Genomic DNA, 14,233 nt, shown 5'->3' on the forward strand with positions numbered 1-14,233 from the left:
CGGCCCGGCGAGGGTGACCGTACGGCGGCCGCCCCGGTAGGCCTCCTCGACGGTGAGCGGCAGTTCGGCCTCCTGGTCGGCGCCGGGCACGCGCACCATCGACGGAGACGTCTATGTCTCCCCCCGCCATCTCGCCAGTACCACCGCTGTCGGCGATCCCGGCCTCGACCCGCTGCGCAACCTCGGCTGGGAACTGCACCATGACGACCTCGGCAACGCCTACCTGAACGCCCCGGACCGCAGGGTGCGACTGGGCTATCTTCCCGAAGGCGAGGACGACGGCCTGTGGCGCATCAACGCCTACAAGGACCCCTTCGGCCTGCCCCTGTGGGGCGTCTGTTTCAACGACTCCGCGCCGACGGAGTTCGTGACCGCCTTCACCACTGCGCTCGCCGCCGCGTACGAACGGGGCCCGGACCGCTACCTCGCCCGTCCGGTCTCCGGGAGCAAGGACCGCGACCCGTTCCTCGCCATCGATCCGCTCGTCAACCGCGGCTGGCTGTTCGACTGCCCCCGAGGGGGCGTCTTCGCCGTCCAGTCACCCGACGGGCTCGCCGCCCTGGAGTACACCACCGGCGATCTCGTTGCGGAAATCGAGCTGACTACCCGCGACGCCCGCTGGCAGCTGTGGGCCGGCACCTCCCTCAGCCGCCCCTTCTGGTACGCCACCTTCAGCACCGACACCCCCGTCGCCCTGCTTAAGGCCGTCACCGAGTCCGTCTGCGATCCCGCCCCCCTGCCTCGCTGGCGCGAATCCACCTACAGCTACGTCGAGGACCTGGCCCAGCTCACCCCCATCCTCCCGCCGCGCCCGCCCGGTCCGACCCCGCTCGACGTGCAGCGCCTCGCCTCCCGTCGCCCGGCCGCGCTGCCCACAACCAGCGTCCCGCGCTGGAGCACCACCAGCCGCCTGGCCCTGCCGAGCCCGCGCCATTAACACCGGCCCCGATCCCGACCGGAGACTCCTTGTCCCTGCAGGCACCCGAGTTCTTTGCCGAACTGTGCCTCCCGTTCCACGACCACACCGTCGTCGGCAACACCTACTACGCGGCCCCGGTTCCGGGCACGCCCCTGCGGCTTCGGATCGACTTCAGCCGCACCATCCACGCCGACACCTACGGCGGGCTGCGTCTGGCGGTCGTCCACCCGGACCGCGGCGAGATCGACGCTGTGGCCCTCGGCTTCGTGGACCACGGCACCTTCCACCGGCGCGACGAAGCCAACAACACCAGCCGCAACACCAGCGGGTACGGCACATTCAACAAGTACCACCGTCCCGGTCGGCCACCGTGGGACGGCGCCGTTACCACCGGGCTGCGCGATGCCATCGAGCAGTACAGCGCCATCTGGTTCCCCGGTGCCTGGAGCGCATCCGCGCCCAGCCACACCGCGAGCGGGCCCCCGCGCCCCTCTGTCGCCGCGCCGGTCACCCGTGCCGGCGCCCGCGCCCGCTGAGCCGCGCCCCCACTCACCGGCCCCGACGTTCGGCATTCGGCATTCCGTAATTTCCCGCAGGAGCACTGCCTGTGATGACCCACCCCTTGGAGAACCTCGATTCGGCCCAGACCGTGCAGGTGCTTCCCCGCCACCTCGCCGGACCCGGCGCCCTCGACCCCCGCACGGCATGGGCCTTCCCCTTCGACGAGGGCTGGCTGTTCGCTCAGACTGACAACGGCACGGCCACCGCGTTCAGCCCCTGCCTGCGACTGCAGACCACCTACGACCCCCAGCCCGACAAGCCCGGCAAGGGCACGTGGACCACCACCGCACACCAAGCCCCGTTCACCCCGCCGGACTTCACCCCGCCAGCCTGGTGGATCACCTTTGACGCCACCACCCCCGTCGAACTGCTCCACGACGTCCACACCGAACTGCTCGACCTCTACCTCGAAGACCGGCACAGCGACCAAGACCGCTTGTTCCAGGAAGAGATGGCGCCGTACGAGGCATACGCACCGCTGCTCGCCTGTGGTTGGAGCCACGACGTCAAGACCGACGGCACACAGACTTTCCTCACCCCGGACGAACTCGGTGGCGTACGCCACCAGTACGCCAACGGCGCCGACAGACCAGCTTGGCGGGCCTGGGGCGGATTCCCCAGCGAGCCCCACTGGACGGCCCGCTTCTCCTTCGGGACACCCACCACGCTCGTCGCAGCCCTCACCGCCTCGCTGATCTCCACCGAGCCACTGCACCGCACCGTCCAGGACATCCCTGTCCTCACCCGCCGCGCCCTCTACGTCACCACCACGACAGCCAGGCAGGCGCCCAGTAACACGCTTGCGGCCCCGCCGCCTCCCGCCCCGGCCTCCGGCCGGACCCGATGACCCTCCCAGCCCCTGACAAGGAGCCCCTCTTCTCGTGCATCCCCGTTTCGTCCGCGGCGCCGTGCGAACCGCTGCCGTCGCCGCTGCGGTAACCGGCACCCTCAGCTGGGCGTCGGCCGCGACGGCGCAGCCGTCCGAGCTGACCTCCTCGGCCTCCGCCGCTCCCGCAGAAACACCGGCCCCTGACGTGGGCGGCGTCGAGATCACCGTGAAGGACACGGCCGGGGATATGCTCCGCGACGCCGCGTTCCTGCTGCTCGACTCCGCCGGCCAGGAAGCCGGACGAGGCAAGACCGACACACAGGCGAAGCTGGCCTTCTCCGACCTCGCGCCGGGCATCTACCGGCTCAAGCAGACGGCTTCCGGTAGCCCGCTGCACGACGTCGTGGACGACCAGGACGTCATCGTCACTCCCGGTGCTGACACCCCGCTGACGATCATCGACCCGTTCAAGTCCGCCTCCCTGTTGCTGAAGGCCAAGGACGACAAGACCAGCAAGCTGCTGGCCGGGTCCATGGTCAACATCGGCAGCGGCGACACGACCATCCTGACGCTGACTACCGGCTCCGAGGGAACGGCCAGCGGCACACTGCCCATCAACTCCCGCGCGGGCAGCACCTTCTGGGTCAAGCAGGTCAAGGTGCCCGCCGGCTACGCGATTTACACGTCCACGAAGAAGTTCAAGGCCAAGCCGGGCGACCCGGTGACCGTGACCATCACCAACGCCAAGAAGACCAGCGGCACGACCCCCGCCCCCACGTCATCCGAGAAGCCGACCGACACGGCGACCGCGCCGGGCGACACGGCGAGTGGTGGCACGGCGGCCAGCACGGCAGGCTCCCCGACGACGAGCACCGGCTCTTCGCCGACAGCCGACGAGTCCGGCACTTCCTCGAAGACCGCGGACGGCTCCCTCGCTCACACCGGAGCCGATGCCACCCCGTGGCTGCTCGGCGGCGCCGGTGTCCTCCTCGCCACGGGCAGTGGAACTGTCTTCGCGGTACGGCGCCGCCGTACCTCGGACAAGAGTGGCAGCGCACAGAACTGATCAAGCTGGACGGATCTTCTCACCAGCCCCCGAATTCCCCATGCGGAGTTCGGGGGTTTTCGTCTGCCCGGCCGGCCAGCGGACGGACAAGGTGCTCTGCTCGCTGGTCCAGTCCTCTCCAGAGGAAACCGGCGGCTGACTCACAGCAGGTGGCGAGCGGAAACGCGGTGGTGGCTACCCGTCTCCTTTGCCCAACTCCGCTGCAGGAAGGAGGATTTCAGCCGTGCAGCACTCATGGCATGGTGAAGCGCCAGGCCGCATCAATGCGTCCAGCGCCTCCACCGTGCCCATTCCCTTGCCCCCATCGATTGCTTCGGGGCAGACAACGTCGTGCACGATCGTCCCTCCGCGACGTCGTGGATCAGGCCCTACCACCACCCCGACGGCTGCGGTGGCAGCAGGGTCTCCGGAGGCCGATGCGTCGGCACGGCCGACACGTCCACACCCCCCGATCGGCTTGCAACTCCCTCTGTAACCCACACGGAGTATTCGACGGCCTCGACGCTGCTCTCCGTAGCTGTCCATGCAGGAACCCCTACGCGGTAATGCCAGGGGTGTCCGTGTGTCGTAAGAAGACGTTCATAGAGCCGCACCTACGGTCTGTGCTTCCGGCAAGAGCGTGATCCTGGCGGGGACGCCGTCGGTGAGCGGCCGATCTCCGGACGCGCTGTTCATCGACAGCACCCCGGACTCCAGCTCCCGTGTCCGGATCTCAGCAGACGGCAGTTCGCCTGCGGCAGACAGGAAAGATCCGGCAAGGACTGGTGATCGCCGTGACGCCATGTCAACCTAAACGACCTTCCCTAAAACGCCAGGTCAGAGAGGTGATGCGGTGTCATTGGATGCGGATCAACCGGGATTCTCCACGACGGTTGCGGCCCTGCGGCTTCATTCCTGGAAGCTCGGCGCCGGCCAGCCGATGCAGGTGATCGACCAGTTCACGGAGGCCGACTTCACCCACATCGTGGACGACCGGGCCGATGTCCACATCGGCTCGCGCGACGGCCGGTTCTACCTCGGCTACTTCCCCAACGGCCGGCCCGGCGGTCCCGATGATGACCGGGCGACGGATAGGGGCTGGGTGATCGCCGTCACCGGCACTGCAAACGTCCCCGGCTACCGGATGTCCTTCGGGACGGAGACCCCAGCGGAGATCATTGCTGCTGTCGTGGCCCAGATCCTGGCCGCCTCCCGCCCCTGTGACTGACGCGTCCCGTCCCTTCGTACGCCCCGCGTACCCTGCTTCCGCTCTCGCGGCCTCGCTCGCTACTGCTTGGAGAACACCTTGGAATCGCACCAGCGCGAGATGACCGTCGGTGACCTGCTCAACCTGCTGTCCGCGTACAACCCTGACACGCCCGTCCGCCTCGCCGTCAACCCCTTCTTCCCCATGGCCCACCTGCTGGGCGGTGTGGAGTCGGCAGTGGACGAGCAGGGCCGACGGGTGGTCTACATCGCCGAGTCCAAGGAGGCCGTGCAGTTCGGCCCCCTGCCACCCGCGGTGGCGGTCGCTCTGACCTGGCAACCCCCGGCTGAGGGACCCTCGCGTCGCCGGCGCGGCGCGACCGGTCCGCACACCGGCCAGTGATCCATCGAACTCACGGAGGCGCCCCTGCACCCGTACCACCCCATCGATCCCTCCCACCCCGACTCGCCGGACCCGGTGTACTGGGTCACCCCGCGCCACCTGGCCGGCGATGACGATGCCCTCGCCGAGCGGATCGGCGACACCCTCAGCGGTCTCGGCTGGCGCATGTGGCCGACCTCCCGCAACACCCTGCTCTACGTGAGCCCCGACGGTCTGCGCGGCGCCGAATGGATCCTCGCCGCCTACCCGTTCGAGCTGGGCGGGCTCCCCGTGGCCTGGCAACTGTCGGCGCGCCCGCACACCGCCTCGGCCATGACCGAGTGGAACGTGTATTTCACCGCTGGCGTCCCACACGAGGCGATCGCCGACCTCCTGCTCGCGCTCGACGCCCGCGAAGCGCCCGATGCCGGGTTCGAGGACGCGGAGACGGTGCTCACCGTGCTCAGCGCGTGTGGCTGGCTGCGCGACCTGGACCGTCCGCGTACGACCGCCACTGACCCCGGCTTCTCCGCCAGCATCTCCCTGGAGACGCTGCCGCCGCTCGTCCAGGACGCTGACCCCCGGGACGACCTTCTGGGATGGCAGGCATGGGCGGAACCCGTGCTGGGAGCGCCGTACCTGTGGTGCGCCAGCTTCAGCGCCAGCGTCCCTCACGATCTGGTCGCGGTCTTCGCCGCCTCGCTCGCCTCTCCGGTCCCCGTTGCCCGGCGCACCCTGCCCCACGGGACGCAGGACCGGCTCACCGTCGTACGCCGCGACTGACGACACGGCACACCCTCACCATCCCCACCTTGACCTTGGAGGTCTGCTTGCCCCTGCCCTTGATCCTGCTGTCCATCTCGCCCACGACAGGGACTGCCCACCACGGCGTGATGCTCGGCACCGAGCCGTTAACGGTATGCGCCACTCATTCGGCGGACCTTGCGCCGATCGGAGAGAACACGGCACACTCCCTGTGCCAGAGCTGCACGCGCGCCTTCCGGATTCTGACCACGCCGCCGCACCCTGGTGGAGAGCCGGATTCCCGGCCTGCTGTCGGGACGGGTAAAGGGGCCACTGCGCACCGGCCGATCCCGGGCCACCTGATGGGCTACTGCGGCAAATCGCTCGATCCCCGCCCATCGTCCGCGCGACGGAAGTGTGCGAACTGCACCGCGCTCTTCGCCGCTCTGAACCGCTTCCACCGCTTGGCGGGCGAGGTGCGAGTGCCCGCCGACGAGGTGTGCCCGCGAGAGGAGGACGTGCTCTGGGCGCCCAGCGGCCGGAGCAACCTCGTCACCGGACACCGCCGCAACACCGCCACCCGCAGCGCCCTGTGCGGCCTGCCGCTCTCCGCCCCGAACCCCGACGCCACCGTGGAGTGCGCCCCCTGCTGTCGCGCCTGGAAGACCGAGCGCGACCGACGGACGACGGCACTCGCCCGGATGCGGGCGCGGGCCTGCTGGTGGACCCAGCGCCGGGAGCTGAAGACCTTTCAGGGACGTGCTACGGACCTCAACTCCGGTGACGCGTATACCGTGTCCGGTTGCCTGGACCGGCACCACGTCCTGACCGTGACCCAGCCCGCCCGGGGGCGGCGGCTCACGATCCTCACCTACGTGCCCGCGGACGACGAGATCGTGGAGCTGGGCCTCCACCACGACCGGCTGCTCGCTATCGAACGGCCTCGTGCGCCGGAGGCGGGTATGCCCGCGCTGTCATGACCTCGTGCACTGGTCTGCTTTGACCGTGCCACGCCGTCCGCTGAGTGTCCCACTACTTGGGCTCGCTTTCTCACCGTTGTCATGGTGAGAGAGCGGGCCCGCTTCCGTTGCGTCGGGGGTGTTGTGCCGTGCCGTACGCCAGGTGCCCGGACAGCGCGGGCGTGTCAGCGACACGGGGGCGGCAGGCGTGGTTCGAGTTGTCCGATGTAGTTCCGGACGACGAACGCCCCGTCCTGGCCCGAAAAGCAGGGGAGAACGGGGCGTTTCGGAGTGTCGTACGTCAGCGGGCCTGCGCCGCCTGGACGGCGTCGGCGAGGTGGGCGTCGACGAGAGCGGGAGACCCGGAGACGATCACCAGGACGTTGCCGCTGCGGATCGCCGTCTGCTTGACGACGCTGCTCTGCCCGCCGGCGGAGTAGGTGAGCAGCTGGCTCCACCGCTCGTCACCCAGCTGAGGGGCACTCGTCTTCGTGGTGACCATGTCGATGACGGTGCTGCCCGACACCACCTGGTAGGTGGGGCAGGAGAGCATCGCGTCGAAGACCGTCCCGATGCCCTTGGACAGCTTCGCCGCGCCGTCGCTGTAGAGCTCCTCGGACAGCTCGGAGCTGCTGCTGCCAGCGTAGGTGAAGGACACCTTGGCCTTGCGGGGAAAGCTGAGGCTGGTGCTGGTGGCCGTGTCGCTGTCGAGCTCGGCCAGTGCCGGGCAGCCGATCACGGTGACGTCGTCGTGCCGGACGGCGGGCGGCGGCGTGCTGGTGTAGCCCTCGCCCAGGTCGCTCTCGCTCAGCAGCCGCGTCTTCAGCTCGGCCGAGGACAGCGGCGCGGGTGCCTTCGGCGTGCCGTCCTGAGGCGCAGGCGTGGAAGACGACGTGGAGGTGGTGGCGGGCTCCATGCGGGTGGAGCAGCCGGCCAGGGCAAGGACGGTGAGGGCGCTCAGGCCGAGGGCGGTCGTGGTGGACAGGCGCATGCGGAAACCCCTTGTGGTGCGGGACGGATGGTCTGACCGGGCCGGCTGTCCGGGCGCCGACGAACGCAGGGGCAGGGGAAGGGGTTTCGCGGGTTTCAGTGGCCGAGGTGGCGCAGGCCCTCTTCGAGGGTGGGGTGGAAGCGGTCGACCGGACCGGAGTTGCGGTTGTACCAGGCGGTGTCCAGGCGCGGCTCTTTCGTCTCGTGGCCGGCTGGGCAGCGCAGCCACACCGAGTCGTCGCGCATGTTGAAGACGATCCAGTTCCGGTACGCACCGCAGTGGCACTGATGGACGTCCCCGTCGATGACGAGCGGCCGGTCCCAGCGCATCATGAAGCCTGAGACGTCCCGGCGGACCGGTGCCCGGAAGTCCGGCGGCAGGAAGTCCGGCGCTGTGGTCTCCGGGCCGGGTGCGTCGGGCAGCGGCCACTCGGTGTGCATCGCCAGGAGTGCCTGGCCGGCACGCTGGGCTTCACGGAAGTCTCTCTCCGCACGTGTACGTCGGAACACGCGGTCTCCATCTCTGTCGTCTCACCTGCACGAGGAGAGTGCCGCAAGTCCCTGACCTGCTGCAACTCTAGAATTGTTGAATTCAGCGGGTCTTGCCGGAACGATCCTTGCCCTTCGCCGCGCGCTGCGCGGTCCTGCGGGTGGCGGTGCGCGTGGGGGTGGTGTGCGGTGGCGTGGAGGAGGCGTCCGCGGACAGATCGGCCATCCGCCGCAGCCGCCACACGAGGACGTCGCTGATCGAGTCGGCGGTGTCCAGCTCCCGGCGGGCGGCGGCTTGGGCCAGGAGCGCGGCCGGGTCGTGACCGGCGCTCTCGACGTCGGCGAGGGTGGCGGCCAGCGCGTACCAGCCCGGCTCGGCCAGGACCTGCTCGGCCAGCTCCGGCACTGCCCGGCGCAGGGAGGTGGCCTGCTTGTGCAGCAGGGGCTGGGACAGGCGCCGGCCACGCTCGCGCATGACGCCCAGATACATTGGTGCGGCGGCCTGGTAGGCGGCGCGCAGGTGCTCGGCGGCCTCGCGGGCAGCAGCGGCCTGCTGGGCGTGCTCCTTCATCCCGTGCCAGTGGGCGGCAGCGGTGACCAGGAAGAACACCATGTCGATCAGCATGGCGGTGGTGGCGCCGTCCTCCCCACGGCCGAGCGCAGGCCCCCCGTGGACGAGGTCGCGGGCGGCCTGCCGCAGACCGCGGGCGTGGCCTCGCTGGGCCCGGATGTGGGAGCGCGTGGCCTGCTCGAACACGAAGGCGGCGTCGCGCAGTTCGCGCCGGGTGTGCGCGGCCGAGGTCTTGGCCAACGCGTCGAGGACCTCGCCGGCCGCGGCGAGATGCGCGGCGATCTGCCCGTCGTCGCCCCGGTCGAGGACGAGCACGGCCTGCCAGACCGCCCGTGTCGCCTGGCGGCGCGCGGTCGACGGGCTGATACGGGCGGATCCGGAGGAAGGTTCGGTGGCGGCGTCACGGTCAGGTTCGGAAGCGTTGGCGGCCCACCGTTCGCGGATTTTGGGGAGGGAGAGGTCGGGGGCGAGGGTGGAGCCCGAGTAGTAGATCGGCTCTTTGTTCTCGTTGCGGTCGTCGGGCAGCGCGACCTTGTAGCCGAGCAGATCGCCGGAGGGCGCGACGCGCTGGTGGATCAGGAGGCCGGCGGCGGCCAGGCGGTCGAAGAACTCCTGCTCGTTGGCGACTCCGGCGGCGGCGCGGCGTACCGTCTCGCGCAGTTCCTCGCGTGGGGTTCGTTCTCTGCCCTGGCGGATCGCCTTGTGGCGTTCGGCGCTGGTGGGGCGCTTGGCGGCGGTGCCGTCGCCCGTGTTCAACCGGCGTAGCCCGTAGTCGACTTCGATCTTCCGGGCTTCCGCCTGGGAGCGGGCGCCATCGTGGCGGATACGGGCTCGGCGGCCGTCCTGGCGGACGACGGTGGCGATGATGTGGATGTGGTCGTCGGCGTGACGGACGGCCGCCCAGCGGCAGGCGGCATCGTCGCCCTTGGGAGCGATACCGGTGGCGGCGACCATGCGGCGGGCGATGTCCGCCCACTGCTCGTCGGTGAGGATCGGGTCTTCGGGCGCAGCGCGCACGGACAGGTGCCATACGTGCTCGGCGGGCCTGGCGCTTTCGGGCAGGGCCATGACGGGCTGGTCCAGCAGGCGTTGCAGGTCACGCTTGGTCGCCCTGGGGTCGCGGCCGGGGGCACGGCCGGGGTCGGGGGCCAGACGGTCCCACGCGGCGACAAGGTGGGGGTCGATGTGCTCCTCGGCCTTGCCGGGACCGTACAGGTATTCCAGCAGGCCGTAGGTGTCGTTGCCCATGTCGTGGACTCGGGGGATCATGCGGCGGGACGCTCGCCGTCCAGGTAGCGCTGGACGAAGGCGTCCACACGCAGAGAGACCCGGTCGACACCCGCGAGGACCGCCTTGGCCTGCGGTGCGGGCTCGTCCGAATTCAGTGCTGCCGCAACCTGGTTGAGGTTGTTGCCGATCCGGTTGAGTGCGGCCCTCAGGGCGAACAGCTCGTGCAGCATCTCGCGTTCGCTGGCGATTTCCGCGGCGGTGAGGTCGAGGTTGCGGGCGGCTTTGAGCGCGGCGCGGGCGAGGTAGTTGGCGACGCTCATGCTGCAGGCGGCTGCGGCGCGGACTAGGAGGTGGTATTCGGCGTCGTTCATGCGGCAGCTCGGCTGGTGTATGCGCTTCTTCTCGTCGCGCAGGCGCTCACGCTGCTGGACGCGGGGCTTCGGCGGTCTGGCGTGGGCGCAGTCGCTGCTGTGGCAGGAGTGGCTGTCCCCTTCGTCAGGATGCGGTCCGCCCTCGGCCGCATCCTGACGGATCGGCGCCCCCCGGTGCCGATCCGCTCCCGCCACCCCTGGGGCGGGAGACGCAAGAGCATTGCTCCCAACGGGAGCAATGCTCTTGCACCAACTTGCTCCCGCTGAACTGGAGTTGGCTTCCGCCTCACCTGCTGTGGGGGTGGGAGGCGTCGTAGGATCTGTCATCGGATGCGGTTCCTCCTGGTGCGGATGCGGTGCTGGATGTCGGCGGCGAAATCGACCATGGCGGCCGGGCCGTCGAGGAGCTGGACGGGGGATGCGGCACAGTGCTGGACGAGCCACTGGCCGTGCGACGGGAGCACGGCGGCGTGCAGGAACACGGGCAGGAATGGCGGGTTCCTCCAGCGCGGTGGTGGTGGCCTGGCCCGGCCGAGGACAGGCCACCGGAAGGATCGGTGGAAGCAGGCGTTTGACCTGCTGGTTTACGAAAGTCAGCCGCACTCGTGGCAGCGATCGAGGTGCTGGTTCAAGGCCCCCGCCAGGTTCCGCCTCACCACGACGGCGTTCCTCGCGCTGGTCCTCACCGACGCGGAGCCCCGGGAGCGCTTGACATGATGTCCTGCTCGAAGCCGGACTTGATGTACGCGAAGCGCCGGCAGTTCTTCATCGAGCCGTACTCCGTGCCGTCGTGGTGCCCGCGTCGGTGCGGAGCTGCTGCAGAACCGGCGTCAGATCCTCGTTCCGCCCGCCCCGGATCTTCTGGGCGCGCAGGATTTCCCGGAGCTGAACCCGGGTCAGGGACTCGTTCCCGTCACGCTTGAGCAGCGCGGGCACGTGGGGACGGACCCGCTCAACCATCTCCTCGACGCTCAGCTTCGGCTGCCTCCGGGACCGGGTGGACTGACCGCCGCCCGGCCGGTTCCGGGGTGCCCTCGCCTTCGGCGCCCGCTGTACGGGGACGGTGCGGGGACGGTCCCCGTCGGGTTCCGTCCCCGTTTCGGAGTCGGGGCGTTCGCGGTCCCCGTCGTGGTCGGGGACTCTGTGGGGACGGTCCCTATTGGCCTCGGTCCCTGTTTCGGTGCCGGGGTGTTCGCGGTCCCCGTCCCCGGTGGAAAAGGACACCGAGGATCCTCCTGCGCCCCCCTGAACAGCGGCTTCGTCCACTCCATCGGCACGGCCGCTCGCCTCGTCATTGGGCTCTTCGGCTCCGGCGGGCACGGTCTCCCGGTCCCCGACCGCCGCCTCCTGGCCGTCGCGCAGCGCGACCGAGCTGGACTCGGCGGCTGGGTCCTCGTCGCCGACCGAGACCGGATGGGGACGGGGACCGTCGGGCCCGTGTCCCGTCCCCGGTTCCGTACGGTTCCCGTCTGCCCGGTCCCCGATCGATGTGGTGCTTCGGGGACCGTCGCCGGGGACCGCGCTCATCCATGCACTCGCATGCGTCCCGTTCGCCGACGGAGTCGTGATCGACGGAGGGAGAGGGGACCGGTCCCCGCGATCGGCGTCCTCGTCGCGCGAGGGCTGAATCCAGGGCGACGGCAGGACCACGGTGGCGAGCTCCGTCGCGTGCCGGCGGGCGGCCAGCTGCTCCAGAAGCGCACGCCGCTGGGCTGGATCGGTGCCGACACCGGATCGTGCGAGAGCCGACTGAAGCCGACGCGTGATCCGGCTGCCACGGCCTTTCTCACGCTCTTCCTCGGGCATCCCGGCCAACTGGGAGGCGAGGGCCACTGCCCGCCGGGTCGCGCGGTCCTTGGTGATCTGCGCGGCATCGCGGTTGCGGGTCGCGACGCCGAGGCGGGAGAGGAGCCGCTCCCGCACTTCACGTCCGAGAGTTGCCAGGAGTCCTTGGGAGGTGGCGTCTGGCTTGTGCAGTCGCAGCTCGATGCCCATGGCCAGGTGCCACAGCACGGCCGCCATGACAGGGCCGACGAAGGCACGCACGGTGCCGCCCACTGTGCCTGACTCGGCGTATGCCGGGATGACCTGCACCCCGGTGATCACCCAGACTACGCCGCCCGGCAGGCCGGGTGCTCCCTGCGTCTTCAGGTTCTGCCGGGCCATCAGCGCGGTCGCGAACAGCGCTAGTTCGGCCGCACTGAACATCATGGCCCGCTCCACCGTGCCGGCGATGTCGAGGTAGTCGGCGGCAAAGCGCCAGCTGGTGTCGGCGCTGTAGGCGGTGCAGTTGAGGGCGGCGAGGGCCGCGACCCAGACTGCGGGGGTGGCGGCGCGCGGGCCGCCCGCCCGGGTCCGGTTGCGCCGGATTGACCACCCGGCCAGCACCAGGGCGAGCACACCGACGGCTGCGACGAGGTTGACGGGCTCGATGCCGAAGGGGAGGGAGAGCATGGCGACGGGGTGAGTCATGCTGCCTTTCGGAGAGCGGTGATCAGGGCGTGGGTCTGCGCCTGGCGGGGCACCTGCACCGGCGAGGCAGCCGCCTCGGCGTCCTCGTTCTCGGTGTACTCGTCGTCGGCCGGGTCGCCTTGCCCCCAGTAGCGGTCGCGGTCGGCAACGGCATGGGCGGCGTTGCGCATCAGGTCGCGCGCCCAGTCGAGATCGAGCCGCAATGCGTAAGCGAGCCGCTCGGGGTTCCAGCCGCGGACGTAGGCGTGCCGGGTGACGGCATCGCGCTCGGCTTCGCTGAGGTGGACGTCGCGGCCCTCGAACGCGGCCTTGACTCGGGCGTAATCCAGACGCTTGTTGACTCGGGCGTGCCAGGGGCGGCGTTCGTCCTCGGTGAGCCCGCCCCACATGCCCTGGCGGATCTCGTTGTCGAGGGCGTAGTCGAAGCACGCCTTCTTCACTGGGCAGCTGCCGCAGATCGCCTTGGCCGCGTCGATGGCCGCGCGGTCGCGGGCCGCCGGGAAGAACAGCTCGTCGATCTCCTTGGCCGGCAGGCCGTGGCACTGGCCCCGCTCCTGCCAGCTGTGGTCGGCGATACCGCGGATCGTGGGGGTGGGGGTGTGGTTGGTGGTGATGTGGCGCAAGGCAGTCTCCGGAAGTCGCCTCGGTTGGCGAGGGTCGCTCGGCCCAGGTGGTGGTTCAGGGTGCCGAGGGCGCTTCGAGGCGGGCTCGGGGTACAGGATGGGGTCCGTACCGCAGGCGGAACGTTGTGGTGGAGAAGCGGGCTGCGGTCAGGCGGCGGATGCCTGCTGGTTCTGGGCAGCCAGGGCGCGGTCGATGCGGCCGGGGTGAGCCGTGGCGCGCGGTGCGTTACCCCGCGCTGTGCCGTCGAGGCTGATGCGACGGCGGCGGCAGGGCTCACCTTTCTCGGCGTGACACCAGTCGCACGGCATGCCGAGGACGTCGGGGCCTCCGGCAGCGATGGCGGCTTCGCGGGCGGCGCGGGCCGGGCGGTACGGGGCCAGCTCGGCGCGTACGGCGGCCGGGATGTAGGAGCCGACGGCGGCCAGCTGATCCTTGAGGCCCGGACGGTGTCGCCCTGCGGTGATCCCGCGATGCGCCGAGGGTGCGGTGCGCCCCGTCGCCACAGCATCGCGCGCCGCGAGCAGCTCCGCCCGCCAGGCTTCCGGATTGTCCGGGTCGGCTATCGGGGTCGGGTCGGTGTGCCGAGCCAGACGCTCGCGGCGGTGCACCTGCCATTCGCGAGCCACATCGGCCGGCAGAATCGGGTATGGCGAACTCACGATGCGCTTGCGGACGATATCGCGGACGTCCCAGCCCTGGCCGGTGGCCATCGGGACGTCGTTGAGCAGCTCGTGCCACATGGCTAGTTGGTCGCGGGCCTCGCCCGCGTCGGTGCGGATGGTGCGTGGGTCCAGGCGGCCGACGTAGGTGAGCACGGCAGCAACTTCACGGCGGTCCAAGG

At 70.2% G+C, this 14,233-nt stretch carries 17 protein-coding genes; 8 read left to right on the plus strand and 9 right to left on the minus strand.

Translation table 11 applies throughout. From position 1 onward, the window contains the following. Positions 1–52 precede the first annotated feature (52 nt). From ABZ896_RS07715 to ABZ896_RS07730, 4 genes are all read left to right on the plus strand, one after another. Positions 53–937, plus strand: coding sequence for a DUF317 domain-containing protein (locus tag ABZ896_RS07715; protein WP_360923522.1), 885 nt, complete (start codon positions 53–55; stop codon positions 935–937). 29 nt (positions 938–966) lie between these two features. Beyond that, positions 967–1,455, plus strand: coding sequence for a hypothetical protein (locus ABZ896_RS07720; RefSeq protein ID WP_360923525.1), 489 nt, complete (start codon positions 967–969; stop codon positions 1,453–1,455). Between the two features lie 74 nt (positions 1,456–1,529). Then, a complete protein-coding gene (locus ABZ896_RS07725) occupies positions 1,530–2,327 on the plus strand; it encodes a DUF317 domain-containing protein (protein WP_360923528.1) in 798 nt (265 codons plus the stop codon). 34 nt (positions 2,328–2,361) lie between these two features. Continuing rightward, positions 2,362–3,375, plus strand: a complete 1,014-nt coding sequence (locus tag ABZ896_RS07730; RefSeq protein ID WP_360923531.1) for a SpaA isopeptide-forming pilin-related protein — start codon at positions 2,362–2,364, stop codon at positions 3,373–3,375. Between the two features lie 174 nt (positions 3,376–3,549). Here the strand turns inward: ABZ896_RS07730 and ABZ896_RS07735 are convergent, their stop codons facing one another. Beyond that, complete coding sequence (locus tag ABZ896_RS07735; protein ID WP_360923534.1) at positions 3,550–3,900, minus strand: DUF6233 domain-containing protein; 351 nt, start codon at positions 3,898–3,900, stop codon at positions 3,550–3,552. Between the two features lie 307 nt (positions 3,901–4,207). Between ABZ896_RS07735 and ABZ896_RS07740 the strand changes: the two genes are divergently transcribed. The 4 genes from ABZ896_RS07740 to ABZ896_RS07755 all read left to right on the plus strand — a co-directional run bounded on the left by ABZ896_RS07740 (position 4,208) and on the right by ABZ896_RS07755 (position 6,666). Beyond that, positions 4,208–4,582 (plus strand): DUF317 domain-containing protein, encoded by a 375-nt coding sequence (locus ABZ896_RS07740; RefSeq protein ID WP_360923537.1) that lies wholly within the window; start codon positions 4,208–4,210, stop codon positions 4,580–4,582. Positions 4,583–4,681: 99 nt separating this feature from the next. After that, entirely contained in the window at positions 4,682–4,963 is a 282-nt protein-coding gene (locus ABZ896_RS07745) for a hypothetical protein (protein WP_360923821.1), read from the plus strand. A 75-nt stretch (positions 4,964–5,038) separates the two neighbouring features. Continuing rightward, positions 5,039–5,725, plus strand: coding sequence for a DUF317 domain-containing protein (locus ABZ896_RS07750; RefSeq protein ID WP_360923540.1), 687 nt, complete (start codon positions 5,039–5,041; stop codon positions 5,723–5,725). A 443-nt stretch (positions 5,726–6,168) separates the two neighbouring features. Next, on the plus strand, positions 6,169–6,666 hold the full coding sequence (locus ABZ896_RS07755) for a hypothetical protein (protein ID WP_360923543.1): 498 nt from the start codon (positions 6,169–6,171) through the stop codon (positions 6,664–6,666). Positions 6,667–6,946: 280 nt separating this feature from the next. Here ABZ896_RS07755 and ABZ896_RS07760 read toward each other — a convergent pair whose 3' ends face one another. From ABZ896_RS07760 to ABZ896_RS07795, 8 genes are all read right to left on the minus strand, one after another. Further along, complete coding sequence (locus ABZ896_RS07760) at positions 6,947–7,636, minus strand: hypothetical protein (protein ID WP_360923546.1); 690 nt, start codon at positions 7,634–7,636, stop codon at positions 6,947–6,949. Between the two features lie 95 nt (positions 7,637–7,731). Continuing rightward, complete coding sequence (locus tag ABZ896_RS07765; protein WP_360923550.1) at positions 7,732–8,145, minus strand: hypothetical protein; 414 nt, start codon at positions 8,143–8,145, stop codon at positions 7,732–7,734. A gap of 82 nt (positions 8,146–8,227) precedes the next feature. Beyond that, positions 8,228–9,964 carry a relaxase/mobilization nuclease domain-containing protein gene (locus ABZ896_RS07770; RefSeq protein ID WP_360923552.1) on the minus strand — a complete coding sequence of 579 codons (1,737 nt, stop codon included), beginning with the start codon at positions 9,962–9,964 and terminating at the stop codon, positions 8,228–8,230. Next, entirely contained in the window at positions 9,961–10,296 is a 336-nt protein-coding gene (mobC, locus tag ABZ896_RS07775) for a plasmid mobilization relaxosome protein MobC (protein WP_360923555.1), read from the minus strand. The genes ABZ896_RS07770 and mobC overlap by 4 nt, the downstream gene beginning before the upstream one ends. 323 nt (positions 10,297–10,619) lie before the next feature. Next, positions 10,620–10,778 (minus strand): hypothetical protein, encoded by a 159-nt coding sequence (locus tag ABZ896_RS07780; protein WP_360923558.1) that lies wholly within the window; start codon positions 10,776–10,778, stop codon positions 10,620–10,622. A 283-nt stretch (positions 10,779–11,061) separates the two neighbouring features. Next, positions 11,062–12,768 (minus strand): hypothetical protein, encoded by a 1,707-nt coding sequence (locus ABZ896_RS07785; RefSeq protein ID WP_360923561.1) that lies wholly within the window; start codon positions 12,766–12,768, stop codon positions 11,062–11,064. Next, a complete protein-coding gene (locus ABZ896_RS07790) occupies positions 12,765–13,391 on the minus strand; it encodes a WhiB family transcriptional regulator (RefSeq protein WP_360923564.1) in 627 nt (208 codons plus the stop codon). Before ABZ896_RS07790 ends, ABZ896_RS07785 begins: the two co-directional genes overlap by 4 nt. A 147-nt stretch (positions 13,392–13,538) precedes the next feature. Next, positions 13,539–14,231 carry a hypothetical protein gene (locus ABZ896_RS07795; RefSeq protein ID WP_360923567.1) on the minus strand — a complete coding sequence of 231 codons (693 nt, stop codon included), beginning with the start codon at positions 14,229–14,231 and terminating at the stop codon, positions 13,539–13,541. Between the last annotated feature and the right edge of the window lie 2 nt (positions 14,232–14,233).

This window comes from Streptomyces sp. NPDC047072 (assembly GCF_040643855.1).
GTDB lineage: Bacteria > Actinomycetota > Actinomycetes > Streptomycetales > Streptomycetaceae > Streptomyces.

Coding starts and splice junctions, on each gene's coding strand:
- ABZ896_RS07725 (WP_360923528.1), top strand. CDS start 1,530: ATGACCCACCCCTTGGAGAACCTCGATTCGGCCCAGACCGTGCAGGTG.
- ABZ896_RS07735 (WP_360923534.1), bottom strand. CDS start 3,900: ATGGACAGCTACGGAGAGCAGCGTCGAGGCCGTCGAATACTCCGTGTG.
- ABZ896_RS07745 (WP_360923821.1), top strand. CDS start 4,682: ATGACCGTCGGTGACCTGCTCAACCTGCTGTCCGCGTACAACCCTGAC.
- ABZ896_RS07760 (WP_360923546.1), bottom strand. CDS start 7,636: ATGCGCCTGTCCACCACGACCGCCCTCGGCCTGAGCGCCCTCACCGTC.
- ABZ896_RS07770 (WP_360923552.1), bottom strand. CDS start 9,964: ATGATCCCCCGAGTCCACGACATGGGCAACGACACCTACGGCCTGCTG.
- mobC (WP_360923555.1), bottom strand. CDS start 10,296: ATGAACGACGCCGAATACCACCTCCTAGTCCGCGCCGCAGCCGCCTGC.
- ABZ896_RS07785 (WP_360923561.1), bottom strand. CDS start 12,768: ATGACTCACCCCGTCGCCATGCTCTCCCTCCCCTTCGGCATCGAGCCC.